The following is a 15,586-nucleotide window of genomic DNA, read 5'->3' as shown; positions in this document are numbered from 1 at the left end:
CCGGGTCCTCTCGCCGGGCGGGGGGCCATGTCTGCGGGGTCACCCATGGCGAGGCCGGACAAGCCGGGGTGTACGAAATCAAGCCCGTCCGGCGATTGAGGACGGAACCGGTTCGCGGGGCGGGCCCGCGGGTCTGCGTCACCGGCCGCGCCGGAGTGCCCGCAAACCCGGCCCCGGTCAGGAGTGGCCGAGATCCTCCGTCGGAGCGTCCGGCTCCGCCGGGACCGAGCCGGAGTCCCGCGCCGGCCGCAACGGGTACTCGTCCACCTGCATCGTGTCCAACGCGTGCGGCGCCGGCTTCGGCGGCTTCGGCATCACCGCCGCCTCCGAATGCCCTCCGCACCCGTACGACAGCGACACCACGTGTCCGTCGGCCGGGCCGAACTCGTTCGCGCAGACCCCGAACGCCTGCTTCAGCGACCCCGCCAACGGCACCAGGAACGCGCAGGTGACACACGACGCGGGCGCCGCCTGGGCCATCGGCGTCTTCGCGCCGAACCCCTCGTCCCACCGGTCGGCCGCCGTGTGCAGCCCGTACCGCGACAGGACCCGCGCCCGCCGCATGCCGAGCTCCTCGGCGACCGCCGCGATCGAGCCCCGGCTGGTCGTCGCGGGGCGCGTCGTCAGCTCCGCGTCCTCCGCGTCGACGAGGTCGGCCATCTCCTGGGAAACCTCGGAGACCGCGGAGCTCGGCGGCGGCTCGTCCTCACCGGTGTAGCCGGGCTCCAGGCGGAGGTCGTCCGCCTCGGTGGGCAGCAGATCGCCGGGCCCCATGTCGCCGGGGCGCAGGCGCTCGCTCCACGGCACCCACTCGGGGGCGAGGAGCGCATCGCTGCCGGGCAGCAGAACCGTCTCGTCGAGGGTGACGTTCTTCGCGCGGGACGCCCGGGCGACGGTCACCGCCCAGCGCCAGCCCCGGTAGCCGGGCTCCCGGCACTCGAAGAAGTGCGTAACGACCCGGTCGCCCTCGGAGACCAGGCCCACATGCTCACCGACGACCCCCGGCGCGGCTGCTTCCTCGGCCGCCGCGCGCGCGAGGTCTACCGCCTCGGCGCACAGACGGTCGGGGGCAGGGGTACGGGCCGTACGGCTTCGCGTCGTCGCAGCACTCACAGGTCTCGCTTCTCTCCTACGCCAGTCTCACGAGTGCGCCAGCACATCCATCGATTTCGGCCATGACGGCTGCGGGCGGAGCGGACCTGGGGGCCGCGTCGACGTCCACACCCGTTGTGCCTGCCTCGGGCGCACCTTCTGCAATCCATTCTGCGGGATCGCCGATAGGCGCGCGGCCGAGGACAACCGCCGGTGGCGCGCTACGCACGCTACCCTCTCCGCCGCTCCCCGCCCACCTGCCCGTCCGGAACAGGGTCGTATCCGGTGCCGTGTCCGGTGCGAAGACGGCCTCGCGGCCCGTACGGAGACGGACCGGACAACCGGTCGACGACCAGCCTGACAACCGGCCGGACGACCAGCCGGTTCGAGCCGCGGGCCGGGCGGAGCACTGACCCGACAGGGCGGAGCGCTCCGCGTCCCGGACCGATGCCGGTTCGTCACCGCGACGGCTGGGGCACTATGTCGAGGTGACTTCCGCCAGGTCGCACAAGGATTCCGGCCCGCTCCGCAGGACGGGCCGGGCGATCGGTCATGCCCTCCACACCCCGTTCACCGGCACCGCGAAAGGCATCCGGAAGGCGACGCACGCCCACGGCGCCGGGGAGTCCGGGCTCGGCAAGCTGATCGAACTGCACGCCGTGAACGGCGCGGGCGATGTGATGATCACGATCGCGCTCGCGTCGACGGTGTTCTTCTCCGTGCCGACGGACGAGGCCCGGGGCCGCGTCGCCCTCTACCTCGCCATCACCATGGCGCCTTTCACCCTCCTCGCGCCCGTGATCGGCCCGCTCCTGGACCATCTGCCGCACGGCCGCCGCGCCGCGATGGCCGCTGCGATGCTGACCCGTGCGGTGCTCGCGCTCACCATGTCGGGCGCGGTCGCCACCGGCGGCCTGGAGCTGTATCCGGCCGCGCTGGGCGTCCTGGTCTGCTCGAAGGCGTACGGGGTGGTCCGCAGCGCCGTCGTGCCGCGCCTGCTGCCACCGCGCTTCTCGCTGGTGAAGGCGAATTCCCGGGTCACCCTGGCCGGTCTCCTGGCGACCGGCGTCGCCGCCCCGATCGGCGCGGGGCTGCACACGATCGGGTCTCCCTGGCCGCTGTACGGGGCGTGCGTGATCTTCATCGGAGGGACCGTCCTCGCTTTCACGCTGCCGCACACGGTCGACTCCGCGAAGGGCGAGCGCAAGGCCCGGCTGGTGCCGACGTACGGCGCGGCGGCCCCCCGGCCCGGGACGAAGCGGAACGGGAGGACGAGGGGCCGGGAGAAGAACGGCGAGAAACGGCCCGGGCTGCGGTCCGTCGGACCGTCCGTGCTGAACGGTCTCCAGGCCAACACCGCGCACCGCGCGCTCTCCGGATTCCTCATCTTCTTCCTGGCGTTCCTGCTGCGCGAGCAGCCGCTCGCCGGGCAGAGCGCCGCCGTCTCGCTCGGCATCGTCGGTGTGGCGGCCGGTGCGGGAAACGCGCTCGGCACGGCGTTCGGCGCCTGGCTGAAGGCCCGCGGCCCCGAGGTGATCGTCGCCTCCGTGCTGACCCTGGCGCTGGGGGTCGCCGTGCTCGCCGCGTTCTTCTTCAGCACCGTCATGGTCGCCGCGCTCAGCGCGACGGCGGGCTTCACCCAGGCCCTGTCGAAGCTCTCGCTGGACGCGATGATCCAGCGCGACGTGCCCGAGGAGGTACGGACCTCCGCGTTCGCCCGGTCGGAGACCGTGCTCCAGATGGCGTGGGTGGTCGGCGGCGGCATCGGCATCGTCCTCCCCCTCAACGGCGTACTCGGCATGTCGGTCGCCGCGGGCATCCTCGCCCTGGGTGCGGCCACGTCCGTACGGGGGCTGCTGGTCGGCGCGCGGCGCGGCTCGCCGCACCCCCGCGTGGCGTGAGCCGGAGCGACCGATAGCCTTCGGCCCATGACCGTTGCGTTCTTCTCCGGTAAGGGCCGTCGAATCGGCGTCGCTCTTGGTGCCGTGTCCGCGGGACTCCTTGTCCTCTCCGCCTGCGACAAGCCGACGCCGCTCGCGACCGTAACGGTCGGCGGGAACGTGGTGACGTCCGAGGCGGCCTGCTACAACGGCGGCGAGCCCCTCAAGTCCTCCGAATACGAGAGCTGCCTCAACAAGAAGGCGGAGAAGTCCGTCGAGGTCGCCATGGACGACAAGGTCCGCTTCGGCGTCGACCCGGAGATCGCGGACAACGGCTGGACGCTGTTCATCAACGGCCAGCAGGCCGAGCAGGAGCCGTACAAGAAGACCTACCGGTCCATCCCGGGCAGCGCCTTCTTCTCCAGCCAGACCGGCGAGACGTCGAACAAGACGCAGGTCAGCATCGTCGAGACCAAGGGCAAGAAGCTCACGGGCGTCTGGCACTTCGAGCTGAAGAAGACCAGCTGATCCTCTCCTGACCTCGGAGGACTCCCCCCGTGCGTGTGCTTGTCGTGACCGCTGTCCCGGTGGAACGGGACGCGGTCACGCGTACGTTCGGGGACGGTTCCGCGGCGCCTGTGCGCGAGGCGGGGGGTGCGGAGATCCACCGCGCCGGGCCCTTCGACGTCCTCGCGGGCGGCGCGGGACCGGCCGCCGCCGCGGCCGCCGCCGCCTTCGCGCTGGCCACCGCGCCCGAGCCGTACGGTCTCGTCGTCTCGGCCGGCATCGGCGGCGGATTCGCCCCCGCCGCGCCGCTCGGCTCCCTCGTCGTCGCGAGCGCGATCGTCGCCGCCGATCTGGGCGCCGACACCCCCGACGGATTCCTGCCCGTCACCGCCCTGGGCTTCGGGCGCGACCGCTTCACGCCACCGCCCGCACTGGTACGGGAGGTGGCCGCGGCCACCGGTGGGGCGACCGGGGAGGTCCTCACCGTCTGCACCGTCACCGGCACCGCGGAGCGCACCGCCGCACTGCTCACCGCGCACCCCGCGGCCACCGCTGAGGCCATGGAGGGCTTCGGGGTCGCCGAGGCCGCCGGGCGGGCGGGCACGGCGGTGCTGGAGATCCGCGCGGTCTCGAACGCCGTCGGCCCGCGCGACCGCGCCGCCTGGCGCATCGGCGACGCGCTGACCGCGCTCACCGGGGCGTTCGGGAAGCTCATACCCGTACTGGAAGGCTGGACCCCCCATGACCGAAACCACGCGTGACCGGCTGGACATCGCCTTCTCGCCGTGCCCGAACGACACGTTCGTCTTCGACGCCTGGGCGCACGGACGGGTCCCCGGCGCGCCCGCCCTCGATGTCACCTTCGCCGACATCGACATCACCAACGGCATGGCCGAGCGCGGCGAGCTCGACGTCCTCAAGGTCTCGTACGCGGTACTGCCGTGGGTCCTTCACGAGTACGCGCTGCTGCCGTGCGGCGGGGCGCTGGGGCGGGGCTGCGGGCCGCTCGTCCTCACGAAGGAGCCGGGCACGGACCTGACGGGCCGGACCGTCGCCGTGCCGAGCGAGCGCTCCACCGCGTATCTGCTGTTCCGGCTCTGGGCGGCCGAGGTGGTGCCGGGCGGGGTCGGCGAGATCGTCGTCCTGCCGTTCGACGAGATCATGCCCGCCGTGCGCGACGGGAAGGTGGACGCCGGTCTCGTCATCCACGAGGCGCGTTTCACCTACCAGAACTACGGGCTGCACAACCTCGCCGACATGGGCCGGCACTGGGAGGACACGACCGGGCTGCCGATCCCGCTCGGCGCGATCATCGCCAAGCGGTCGCTGGGCGCGGACACGCTGAAGCTGCTCGCCGATTCGGTGCGCACCTCGGTACGGATGGCCTGGGACGACCCCGAGGCTTCCCGGCCCTACGTGCTGGAGCACGCCCAGGAGATGGACCCGGCCGTGGCGGACCAGCACATCGGGCTGTACGTCAACGAGTTCACGGCCGACCTCGGCGAGGACGGCTACGCGGCGATCCGCGGACTGCTGACGCGCGCCGCGGCCGAGGGGCTGGTACCGCCCCTCGGCCCGGATGCGCTGTCGTTCGTCTGAGGTCCCGCAGAATGCCGGGGCCTATACGTCGAGCTGGTCGGCGACCGCGCGCAGCAGGCCGCCGATCTTCTTGCCGGCCGCCTTGTCGGGGTAGCGGCCACGCTCCAGCATCGGCGTGATGTTCTCCAGCAGGGTGGTCAGGTCCTGCACGATGGACGCGAGTTCGTCCGGCTTGCGGCGCTGCGCGGCCGCGACGGAGGGTGTCGGGTCCAGGATCGCCACCGACAGCGCCTGGTCTCCGCGCTGACCGGCGACGACGCCGAACTCGACGCGCTGGCCGGGCTTGAGTGCGTCGACGCCGGCGGGGAGCACGGAGGAGTGCACGAAGACGTCGCCGCCGTCATCGCGGGAGAGGAAGCCGAAGCCCTTCTCACTGTTGAACCATTTGACCTTGCCAGTCGGCAAAGCACGCACCTCATCTCAACCCGTATGCCGGAACAAAGCCTCAGCAGGTCAGGTTATCCAGTGGTGGTGCTCCCCTGCTGGCAAAAGCCTCCCCAGGTGACGTACCCCTCGTCAAGCCTGGTCATCCGGACTGCTGTCCAGAAACGGTGCTTGTTTCTGTACATCGACGGCCGCGGGGCGGTTCGCCGATGTCGGGAACTACCCTGACGGGGTGAGCACTATTCCTTCTGGCGCAGGTGACCGGCTCGTCCGGATCGGCGCGATCGTCTTCTTCATCGGCGCACTGGCCACGCTGGCCACGATGGCCCCGCTGTTCCTCGGAACCCATCCGCTTCCGTCCATCGCGTGGTCGCTGTGCATGCTGATGGGCGTCGGCTTCCTGATCGCCGCGGCGGGCGTGGTGCGCTCGGTGCGGGCCGGGGCGCCGAAGCCGTAGGGCCGGGGGCGTCCGGCGGGCCGTTTCGACCGCCCCCAGTTCCGTACGGGCTTGAGCTCGCCCGACTGAGGATGTGACGTCGTGACGCTGCGGGTGGGTCGTGTTGCTCGGCAAGCCGCTTGAGGACCCGCCGCGCGCGGAGACGCCAGGGGCGGCGGCGCTCGTGCGGGCTGATGTCCCTGCCTGGTGTCGCTCAGCGATGGTGTGGCGGCTGACTGTCTCACCCGACGGGGCGGATTTCGTACACTGTCACCCTTCGTCCGCGGACCTGCTCGTCAGCCACGGCCCTGAAGTACTTCTTCAGCACGGAGACCTTCATCTTGTCCCGCTCGACTGTCACCGGTCTCGCCACCTGAGGCGTATCCGTCACCAGCAGGATCCGACGCTGGTCCAGCATTGCCGCACGGATCTGATCGGGGGTCGCCTCCAGGCCCTTAAGGGTCCCGGACTTCTCCGGGCTCTGCGCCAGTGCAATGTCTCGCAGACCGGAAAAGACACTCGGGGAGACGGATTTGGTGTCCCGGCGCGCCGATGGGATGAAGAGCACCGCATCCCCTGGCTCTTGCAACCGCCGCACGTCCGAGGCTATTGCCAGGACATCGTCCACCCGGCTCGATGGGGATCGCTTGGCCAGCGACTGCGGCAACGATGCCACTATCGCGACGACGAGCGCTGCGGGGAGAACCGCGAGCGACGCTCTCGGGTGCCGGGGCTTCACTGCCTGTACCGCCGAGCCGATCACCGTGCCGATCAGGAGCGCCAGTCCCAGCAGACTGAAGAGGATGTACCGGTCCAGGAACAACGGCTGGATCAGAGAAAGCCCGACGAGGCTGATCTGTGGGACCACCAGCAGCGGTAGTCCGACGGTTGCCACCGACAGTCGGCCGGTCCGGGGCCGGTCCAGTAGTGCGCCGACTCCACCGATCACCAACAGGACCGCCGGGCCGATGAGCATGTGCCAGGTCAGCGGTGGGATCCAGAAGATCTGTGCGGACTGTCCTCGACTGAACACGATCAAGGGCAGCACACAGGCCGCTGCGGCCGCGGCGGCAGCAGTCCATCGTCTCCACACTGCACGGCCGGCCCGGCTCCAGACCAGAGTCGCCAAGTGCGCTGGAAGGATCATGAGCGAGAGCCAGTTCAAAAGCCCGCTCATCGCGACAGTGCCGCCATAGGCAGCCCAGTACAGCGCGCGGTCGCGCCCCTGCAGCAGGGTCACGAGCAGCAGGGTGGAGATTCCGGCTCCGGCTGCGACCAGGGCGTACGGCCGCCCCTCCTGGAGATAGAACTGCACGGCCGGAAGCAGTCCGAAAGCCATCCCTCCGGCCAAGCCCACCCACATACCGGCCAGCCGGTAGCCGATTCCCCCCACGCACGCCGCCGCCACTCCCGTGGCGATGACCGAGGGCAGCCGCAGGATGGTGGTACTGGGGCCGAAGCATTCAAACAGTGCGTGCATCAGAAGGTAGTAGCAGCCGTGCACGGCATCGATGTTTCCCAGCATGTGCCAAATCTCAGCCGTGGAGCGCTGGGCCACTTGCCAGGTCGCGGCCTCGTCCCGCCATACGCTGTCCTGCCGTGACAGGCCCCATAGGCCGAGGGAAACAGTCCACAGCATCGGTATCAACTGGGCGAGAGCGCGGCGCCGCTCGGGGTCAGCTGAAGATGTCACGGACGGCGTTCCGGTCCCCGGGCAACGGAGCGATGAACGCAAGGTTCGAACAGTAGTCATCAAGGAGGGTTTCCAGAACGGCTGTCGAGCAGGACGGAGTGCCACACGCAGGGAGGCAACTCACTGGCCAGGAACCGCATGCACCGCAGTAATTCCGTGTGCGGCCCTCTTGAAGGCAGACGTGATCAAGGGTGCCATCGCGGAACCGGCTTGTCTCGCTCTTTTCAGCCAGTCGGCAGCGCCAATCGGCCGCAAGTAAGCTCCGCGCCGACGAAAACCGCCGGGCCGAGGCCGGGTGAATACGCAGTGCCACCGGGGGCGTTCTTGCAGTTCAAGGCCACTTATCCCCCAGCTTTCACCCCTCGCGCCCCTATCACTGCAGCCTCGCTGGCACCTGGCGAGTCGCATCTCTACGCGGAGAGCTGGGGTGCGTACCCCCTCTGCACAGTGGTCTGCCGGGGCAGGGCGGAAAGCTGCTCTGGGTGGAGTGCGCGGTGAAGACGGACGATGCTCCGTCGTACGGCGCTCAGTGACCCCTCGCCCGTCGAAGGCCCTACGCCGCGTATTTCTCCAGCCAGGACGGGAACTCCGCCAGCGACGACAGGACGACATCCGCCCCCGCCGCCCGAAGCTCCTCCGCGTCGCACGGGCCCGTGGTGACCGCCACGGACAGCGCTCCGGCCGTGCGGGCGCCCCGTACGTCCCCGGTGTGGTCGCCGACGTACACGTGCGCCCCGTGTTCGCGCAGGGCCCGTCCCTTGGCCTCCGCCCACAGGCCGCCGATCACCGCGTCGGGCTCGATCCCCAGGTGGGCCAGGTGGAGCTCCGCGCTCGGCCGGTGCTTGGCGGTGACGACTATCGCCCGGCCGCCCCGCTCCCGGATCGCCGCGACAGACTCCCGGGCGCCCGGCAGCGCGAGGCTCGGGGCGATGGCGTGTGTGGGATAGATCTCGCGGTACCGGTCGGCGGTCGCGGCCACCGCATCGGCCGGAAACCAGTTCCGCAGCTCCTCGTCGACCGGCGGACCGAGCCTGCTCACCACCAGGTCCGTGTCGATCGGCGTCCCCGTCTCGGCGGAAAGCGCCAGGTACGCGGCCTTGATGCCGGGCCGCGAGTCGATGAGCGTCATGTCGAGGTCGAAGCCGACCGTCAGGGGATGCGAGGACATGGAGTCCATTGTCGCGGGGCCGGGCACGGAGCCGGAACGCCGTACCCGTCCGGTACGGCCCTCGGGCCCGAAATCGGCGGTGCTTAGACTTAGCCAAGCCTAACTTTGCTTCGCTTTCGATTGGGTCCGATGTCAGCCGCCGCACCACGCCGCTCCAGACGCGCACTCGCGACGGCGGCGGCCGTCGCGGCGCTGCTGGTGGCGGTACTTCTCAGCCTCGCCGTGGGGGCCCGTTCCATACCCCCGTCCGAGGTGATCGACGCCCTGCTGCACGGCGGGCATTCCGACGCCGCCGAAGTCATCCGGAACATGCGGGTGCCGCGCACCCTGATCGGGCTGATGGTCGGCGCGGCACTCGCGCTCGCGGGCACGGTGCTCCAGGGCATCACCCGTAACCCCATCGCCGACCCCGGCATCCTCGGCATCAGCCAGGGCGCCTCCGTGGGCGTGGTGCTGGCCATCGCGTTCGCCGGGATCCACAGCCTGACGGGGTACGTGTGGTTCGCCTTCGCGGGGGCCGCGATCGCCTCCGTCGCCGTGTACGCCGTCGCCTCCAGCGGGCGCGGGGGCGCCACCCCCGTGAAGCTCGCCCTCGGTGGCGCCGCGATCAACGCGCTGCTGGTGTCGATGACGACGGCGGTGCTGACGACCAGGGCGTCCGCGCTGGACGAGTTCCGCTTCTGGCAGGTCGGCTCGATCGGCGGGCGCGAGTCCGACGTGGTCCAGCAGATCTGGCCGTTCATGCTGGTCGGGACCGTTCTCGTGCTGTCCGTCGCCCGTGGGCTCGACGCGCTGGCGCTCGGCGAGGACGTGGCGAAGGGGCTCGGGCAGAACGTCGCGACCGTACGGATCGTCGGCGGGGTCGGGGCCACGGTGCTGACCGGTGTCGGTGTCGCGGCGGCCGGGCCGATCGCGTTCATCGGCCTCGCCGTCCCGCACATCGCCCGCGCGATCGTCGGCTCCGACCACCGCTGGGTGCTGCCGATGGCGGCGCTGATCGGGCCCGTCATGCTGCTCGTCTCCGACGTCATCGGCCGCGTCGTCTTCCCGCCGAGCGAGGTCCCGGCGGGCGTGATGACGGCGCTGATCGGCGTTCCGTTCCTGGTCACCCTGGTACGCCGGAAGGCGGTGCCCGCATGAGCGCCGACACCCCCGTACGGGTACGGCCCGCCGGGTACCACGTCGTACGGATCGGGGCACGGGGCCGGTTCCTGCTGCACCGGCGGGCGGCCGTCGTCGCCGCCGCCCTCGTCGTGCTGCTGGCCGCGGTCTGTGTCGCGTACCTCTGCGTCGGCGAGAGCTTCGTCGCGCCCGGCGAGGTCGTGAAGGTGGTCCTGGGGCAGCCGTCCCCCGACGAGCTGGTCGTCGGCACGCTGCGGCTGCCGCGGATGGTCGTCGGGCTGCTGGTCGGCGCGGCGTTCGGGATCGCCGGCGCGCTGATCCAGACCGTCGCCCGCAACCCCCTCGCAAGCCCCGACATCATCGGCATCAGCCAGGGGGCGAGCGCGCTCACGGTCGGCGCGATGACCTTCGGCGTCACCTCGTACACCGTGCTGCCGTATCTGTCCGTCATCGGCGGGGTGGCCGCGGCGGCCCTCGTGTACGTCTTCGCCTGGCGTGGCGGGCTGCACGCCACCCGCTTCGTCCTGATCGGCATCGGCTTCGCCATCGCGCTGAAGTCGGTCACCACACTGTTCCTGACGAAGGGCGACTATCTGGTCGCCCAGCAGGCACAGGTCTGGATGACCGGCTCGCTCAACGGCCGCGGCTGGTCCGAGGCCGCACCGATCGGCTGGACGCTGCTGGTCCTGCTGCCGGCCGTCCTGTGGGCTGCCCGCGCCCAGCGCACCGTATCGATGGATGACGACACCGCGACCGCGCTCGGGGTGCGTCTGGGGCGCGTACGGCTGGGTCTCGTCGCCCTCGGGGTGATCCTGGCGTCCGTGGCGACCGGGACGGCCGGGCCGGTCGACTTCGTGGCGCTGCTCGCCCCGCAGATCGCCCGCCGGATGACCCGGACCGCGCAGATCCCGCTGTTCTGCTCGGCACTGCTCGGTGCGGTGATCGTGGTGTCCGGGGATCTGCTGGCGCGCAGGCTCTTCTCGCCCACCGAACTGCCGGTGGGTGTTCTGACGGCGGCGGTCGGCGCCCCGTATCTGATCTGGCTGATCGTCCGCGGTCAGGGCGGCGGCCGCGGCCGCAGTGGAGGCACCGCATGAGCTCGACCCGTACGTCCGACGCGTCCGGCGCGTCCGACGCCGCGGCGGCCCCGGCCGCGACCAGCCGGCTCACCGTGCGGGAGCTGACGCTCGCGTACGAGGACCGCACCGTCGTCCACGAGCTGGACCTCGCCGTGCCCGACGGCCGGGTCACCGTCATCGTCGGCCCGAACGCCTGCGGCAAGTCGACCACCCTGCGCGCGCTCGGCCGGCTCCTCAAGCCGCGCGGCGGGGCGGTGCTCCTCGACGGCACCGAACTGTCGAAGATCCCCACGCGGAGGATCGCCCAGTCGATCGGACTGCTGCCGCAGACCCCGGTGGCCCCCGAGGCGATCACCGTCTGTGACCTCGTCGCCCGCGGCCGGCAGCCGCATCAGCACTGGTGGCAGCAGTGGTCGGAGGAGGACGAGCGGGCGGTGACGGACGCCATGGCGCGTACGGACATCACCGCGCTCGGCGACCGGTCGGTGGACGAGCTGTCCGGCGGGCAGCGCCAGCGGGTCTGGATCGCGATGGCACTCGCCCAGGAGACGGATCTGCTGCTGCTCGACGAGCCGACCACGTACCTCGACATCGCACACCAGGTGGAGGTCCTGGACCTGGTGCGCCGGCTCACCGCCCCGGCCCCGGACGGCACCCGCGGCCGGACCGTCGTCACCGTGCTCCACGACCTCAACCAGGCCGCCCGTTACGCGGACCACCTGGTCGCCATGAAGGCGGGCCGGATCGTCGCCGAGGGCCACCCGAAGGACATCGTCACCGCCGCTCTCGTACGCGAGGTCTTCGGCCTGGACGCGGTGATCGTCCCGGACCCGGTGACGGGGTCGCCACTCGTCGTGCCGGGGGCGCCCTGGCAGGCCACGCCCGCGTCGTGAACCCGGGGAGCAGTGCCCCCCGGCCTACCCCGCCCGCTTCCGCGCCCGCCACACCAGGAACGCCGCCGACGCCACCGCGGCCGTCCGGACCACCACCGGCCACACCCCGCTCAGCGCGTCCGCCATCCCGTCCTGCGGGATCGGTTCGCCCCAGCGGCCGTCCGTCCGGCCCCAGAGCCAGACCAGGGCGCCCGCCACGACCACGCCCGGCAGGCCCATCGCGGCCCACTTCGCCTCCGCGCGCGACAGCGTGCGTGAGCCGTACGCGAGCAGCCAGCCGCCCGCCAGGGCGAGCCAGGAACCCGTCACAGCACCCGTGACCAGCAGCGCGGCGGCGAGCAGCAGGAAGGGGTGGGAGAAGCCCCGGGCCGTCGGCGCCGACTCGCGGGGGGCGCGGCGGCGCAGGCGCGGGAGCCGTCGGCGACGCGGTGCGGCCTCGTCGGTGCCGGTCTCCTCGGCGGGCGTGCCGTCGTCGTCCGCGGCGTCCTCCGCCCCGGTACGGGGGCCCGGAACCGCGTCCCGGGATGTCGGCGGCCGCATCATGTCCGGGATCTCGACACCGCCGACGAACCCCGGCACGTCCACCCCGTCACCGAACGGCTGGGGCTCGATCCGCCACCAGTCGGGCTCGCTGCCGGACGGCCCCAGCTCGTCCGTTCCGGCCATGTGCGGCGGCGACGGGACCCGCCCGGCGGCCACGTCCGGAACCCCGGAGTCCGCCGAGCCCTCCGATTCCCCGTCCGCCATCTCCGCCCGCGACGCGCCCTGGCCGGAACTGTCTTTCCGGAGCATCCCCTTGCGCGGCCGGGGGATGCCGCGCCCCTCCCCCGCGGCGGGTTCCGGCCGCAGGGGCAACTGGACCGTCCCGTCCGCCGACGCGGCCGCGGCGGCGACCAGTTCGTCGGGGGTGCCGAGCCTCCCGATGATGCGGCGAACGGCCGCCGGGCTGTCCGCGGACTGCTTTCCGCGCTGCCGGTCGATCTCGCCCCGGAGCGCCGAAACGAGCCTCATCCGGCCGGCCGAGGACAGCTGTTGCTGCTGCGCCAGGTCCCCGACCCGGCTCAGGTAGTCGTAGACGAGCTGGTCGCTCTCGATCCCCACGCGATGGTTCCCCTCTGCCGCCCTGCACCGACGGTAGCGCCCTCGCCCCTGTCCGGAGCGACTACCGTGGGACGGATGGGGATGACCACACCACCGCGGACGCTCGCCGAAGCTCTCCGCGCCCGGGACGACGAGTCGTTGGCAGGGCTGCTGCGTGCCCGCCCCGATCTCCTCACCCCCGTACCCAACGACATCACTCAGCTCGCGACGAGAGCCGGCACGCGCGCCTCCGTCGTACGCGCGCTGGAACACCTCGACCGGTTCTCCCTGCAGACCGCCGAGGCGCTCGCCGTGGCCCCCGACCCCGCCTCGTACGAGACGCTGCTCGGCCTCCTCACCGGCGACGGCCGGGACGACGGCGAGCACCGCGACGACGTGGACGCGGCGATCGAGGACGCGCTGCCCGCCGCCCTGGCCACCGTGCGCGAACAGGCCCTCGTCTGGGGCGAGGACGACCGGCTGCGGCTGGTGCGTACCGCACGCGAACTTCTCGCGCCGTCCCCGCAGCACGCCTCCCCCACCGGTCTCGGCCCGACCGTCGCGGAGGCGACCGCCGGTATGTCGCCCGGCCGGCTCCAGGAGATCCTGGTGGCCGCCGGACTGCCCGCCACCCATGACCCGGTGTCCGCCGTGACGGCCCTGTCCGCGCTCTTCACCGACCGGGCCAGGATGGGCGAACTGCTGGACACCGCCCCCGCCGAGGCCCTGTCCGTACTGGACCGGCTGGTGTGGGGACCGCCGTACGGGGAAGTGACCCCGAACCCCACCCCGCCGGTGAAGTGGCTGCGCGACCACGGGCTGCTGCTGCCCGTGTCGACCCGCACCGTGGTGCTGCCGCGCGAGGCCGCCCTGCATCTGCGGGCCGGGCGCGCCCACCGCGTACCGGAGCCCCGGCCGCCCGCCGTGGAAGCGGTCGCCGTCCGTGATCCCCAGGCTGTGGACAGCGCCGCGGCCGGTCAGGCGTTCCTGGCGGTGACCACCGTCGAGGAGCTGCTGAAGAACTGGAACGGCGGCGGCCCCCCGATACTGCGCGCCGGCGGGCTCAGCGTCCGCGACCTGAAGAAGACCGCCACCGCCCTCGATGTCTCCGAGCCGCTCGCGGCGTTCTGGGTCGAACTCGCCTACGCGGCCGGGCTGCTGGCCTCCGACGGGGAGGCCGACGAGCGGTACGCGCCGACGCCCACGTACGACGACTGGACCGAACTCCCCGCCCAGGACCGCTGGGCGCGCCTCGCGACCGCCTGGCTCGCCGCCACCCGCACCCCCGGACTGGTCGGCGGCCAGGACGCCAAGGGCCGGGCCCTGTCCGCCCTGGGCCCCGGCCTCGACCGCTCCGCCGCCCCCGAGGTGCGCCACCGGGTCCTCGCCCTCCTCGCCGCCCTGGAACCGGGCACCGCCCCCGACCCGGAGACCGTCCTCGCCCGCCTCCGCTGGGAGCGCCCCCTGCGCGGCGCCTCCGCCACTGCCGGGGACACCACCGACCTGCGGTCCCGGATCGCCCTGTGGACGCTGAACGAGTCCGAGCTCCTCGGCATCACCGGACGCGGCGCGCTCGCCTCGCACACCCGCGCCCTGCTCGACGCCGGGCCGGCCGAGGCCACCGCGCTGCTCGCGCCCCTCATCCCGGAGCCGCTGGACCACGTCCTGCTCCAGGCCGACCTGACGGCCGTCGCCCCGGGCCCGCTGGAACGCCCCCTGGCGGACCTGCTCTCCGCCCTCGCGGACATCGAGTCGAAGGGCGGCGCGACGGTCTACCGCTTCACCCCCGGGTCCGTGCGCCGTGCCCTGGACGCCGGACAGTCCGCGGCCGATCTGCACGCGTTCCTGGCCACCCACAGCCGTACGCCGGTGCCGCAGCCGCTCAGCTACCTCATCGACGACGTCGCCCGCCGCCACGGCCATCTGCGGATCGGCGCCGCCTCCTCGTACGTACGCTGCGACGACGAGGCGGTGCTGAACGAGATCCTCGCCGACCGGCGCTCGGCCACCCTGCGCCTGCGCCGCCTCGCGCCGACGGCCCTGGCCGCCCAGGTCGACCCGGCGTCCCTGCTCGACGGGCTGCGCGAGATGGGCTACGCCCCGGCGGCCGAGTCCGCCGAGGGCGACGTCCTGATCACCCGCGCGGGCGCCCACCGCACCCCGCCGCGCACCGCCCCCGCCCCGGTGCCGGAGGGCCCGCCGGTCCCGGACGCCACGCTGCTCGGCGCGGCGGTACGGGCGATCCGCGCCGGGGACACGGCCGCCACGGTGGTCCGCAAGGACCCGGCCGACGCCCCCGACGCACCGGCCGGCGCCCTGCCCCGTACGACCCCGGCCGAGACCCTCGCCACCGTCCAGGCCGCCGCGATGACCGGGTCGGCGCTCTGGATCGGCTACGTCAACGCGGACGGGGCGGCCAGTCAGCGGGTCATCGCCCCGGTCCGGGTCGAGGGCGGCTTCGTCACGGCGTACGACCACACGGCGGACGAGGTCCGCACCTATCCCCTGCACCGGATCACCGGTGTCGCCGAACTGGCCGACGACGCCGCACACTGAGGTCCGGAGCCCGAAACCCGAGACCCTGGGCCCGGAACCCGAGGTCCGGAGCCCGGAACCCGAGGTCCGGAACTCGTAGCTCGTACGTCCCTGTGCC

At 72.4% G+C, this 15,586-nt stretch carries 14 protein-coding genes; 9 read left to right on the top strand and 5 right to left on the bottom strand.

Features of this window, described 5'->3' with window-relative positions:
- Positions 1-177: 177 nt before the first annotated feature.
- Positions 178-1,113 (bottom strand): DUF3027 domain-containing protein, encoded by a 936-nt coding sequence (locus OG936_RS19720; protein ID WP_406496313.1) that lies wholly within the window; start codon positions 1,111-1,113, stop codon positions 178-180.
- Between the two features lie 467 nt (positions 1,114-1,580).
- Here OG936_RS19720 and OG936_RS19715 point away from each other — a divergent pair, with 467 nt between their 5' ends.
- Genes OG936_RS19715 through OG936_RS19700 form a run of 4 tightly spaced genes read left to right on the top strand, consistent with a single transcriptional unit; the run spans position 1,581 to position 5,078 of the window.
- Positions 1,581-2,993, top strand: coding sequence for an MFS transporter (locus OG936_RS19715; RefSeq protein ID WP_406496311.1), 1,413 nt, complete (start codon positions 1,581-1,583; stop codon positions 2,991-2,993).
- A gap of 27 nt (positions 2,994-3,020) precedes the next feature.
- On the top strand, positions 3,021-3,500 hold the full coding sequence (locus OG936_RS19710; protein WP_406496310.1) for a DUF2771 domain-containing protein: 480 nt from the start codon (positions 3,021-3,023) through the stop codon (positions 3,498-3,500).
- Between the two features lie 29 nt (positions 3,501-3,529).
- Entirely contained in the window at positions 3,530-4,240 is a 711-nt protein-coding gene (locus OG936_RS19705; protein WP_406496308.1) for a futalosine hydrolase, read from the top strand.
- Positions 4,221-5,078 carry a 1,4-dihydroxy-6-naphthoate synthase gene (locus OG936_RS19700; protein WP_266905882.1) on the top strand — a complete coding sequence of 286 codons (858 nt, stop codon included), beginning with the start codon at positions 4,221-4,223 and terminating at the stop codon, positions 5,076-5,078. Before OG936_RS19705 ends, OG936_RS19700 begins: the two co-directional genes overlap by 20 nt.
- 21 nt (positions 5,079-5,099) lie before the next feature.
- Here the strand turns inward: OG936_RS19700 and OG936_RS19695 are convergent, their stop codons facing one another.
- Positions 5,100-5,483 (bottom strand): cold-shock protein, encoded by a 384-nt coding sequence (locus tag OG936_RS19695; RefSeq protein WP_406496306.1) that lies wholly within the window; start codon positions 5,481-5,483, stop codon positions 5,100-5,102.
- Between the two features lie 211 nt (positions 5,484-5,694).
- Here OG936_RS19695 and OG936_RS19690 point away from each other — a divergent pair, with 211 nt between their 5' ends.
- On the top strand, positions 5,695-5,919 hold the full coding sequence (locus tag OG936_RS19690; RefSeq protein WP_406496304.1) for a hypothetical protein: 225 nt from the start codon (positions 5,695-5,697) through the stop codon (positions 5,917-5,919).
- A gap of 220 nt (positions 5,920-6,139) precedes the next feature.
- On the opposite strand, the gene OG936_RS19685 is transcribed toward OG936_RS19690, so the two are convergent.
- Together OG936_RS19685 and OG936_RS19680 are read right to left on the bottom strand one after the other, a co-directional pair.
- The gene (locus OG936_RS19685; protein ID WP_406500512.1) at positions 6,140-7,537 is read right to left on the bottom strand and encodes a hypothetical protein; all 1,398 of its coding nucleotides are present in this window, start codon (positions 7,535-7,537) and stop codon (positions 6,140-6,142) included.
- A 607-nt stretch (positions 7,538-8,144) separates the two neighbouring features.
- Entirely contained in the window at positions 8,145-8,768 is a 624-nt protein-coding gene (locus OG936_RS19680; protein ID WP_406496302.1) for an HAD family hydrolase, read from the bottom strand.
- Between the two features lie 120 nt (positions 8,769-8,888).
- Here OG936_RS19680 and OG936_RS19675 point away from each other — a divergent pair, with 120 nt between their 5' ends.
- The 3 genes from OG936_RS19675 to OG936_RS19665 are packed head-to-tail and all read left to right on the top strand — an operon-like array spanning position 8,889 to position 11,853.
- The gene (locus OG936_RS19675; protein ID WP_406496301.1) at positions 8,889-9,899 is read left to right on the top strand and encodes a FecCD family ABC transporter permease; all 1,011 of its coding nucleotides are present in this window, start codon (positions 8,889-8,891) and stop codon (positions 9,897-9,899) included.
- Positions 9,896-10,978, top strand: a complete 1,083-nt coding sequence (locus OG936_RS19670; protein ID WP_406496299.1) for a FecCD family ABC transporter permease — start codon at positions 9,896-9,898, stop codon at positions 10,976-10,978. The genes OG936_RS19675 and OG936_RS19670 overlap by 4 nt, the downstream gene beginning before the upstream one ends.
- Positions 10,975-11,853 (top strand): ABC transporter ATP-binding protein, encoded by an 879-nt coding sequence (locus OG936_RS19665; protein ID WP_406496297.1) that lies wholly within the window; start codon positions 10,975-10,977, stop codon positions 11,851-11,853. Before OG936_RS19670 ends, OG936_RS19665 begins: the two co-directional genes overlap by 4 nt.
- Before the next feature lie 24 nt (positions 11,854-11,877).
- Here OG936_RS19665 and OG936_RS19660 read toward each other — a convergent pair whose 3' ends face one another.
- On the bottom strand, positions 11,878-12,954 hold the full coding sequence (locus OG936_RS19660) for a hypothetical protein (protein WP_406496295.1): 1,077 nt from the start codon (positions 12,952-12,954) through the stop codon (positions 11,878-11,880).
- A gap of 75 nt (positions 12,955-13,029) precedes the next feature.
- Between OG936_RS19660 and OG936_RS19655 the strand changes: the two genes are divergently transcribed.
- Positions 13,030-15,489, top strand: coding sequence for a helicase-associated domain-containing protein (locus OG936_RS19655; protein ID WP_406496294.1), 2,460 nt, complete (start codon positions 13,030-13,032; stop codon positions 15,487-15,489).
- Positions 15,490-15,586: the final 97 nt, after the last annotated feature.

Source organism: Streptomyces sp. NBC_00846 (assembly GCF_045207325.1).
Classification (GTDB): domain Bacteria; phylum Actinomycetota; class Actinomycetes; order Streptomycetales; family Streptomycetaceae; genus Streptomyces.
Note: the sequence above shows the minus strand (reverse complement) of the source record. Positions and strands in the feature narration are given on the sequence as shown.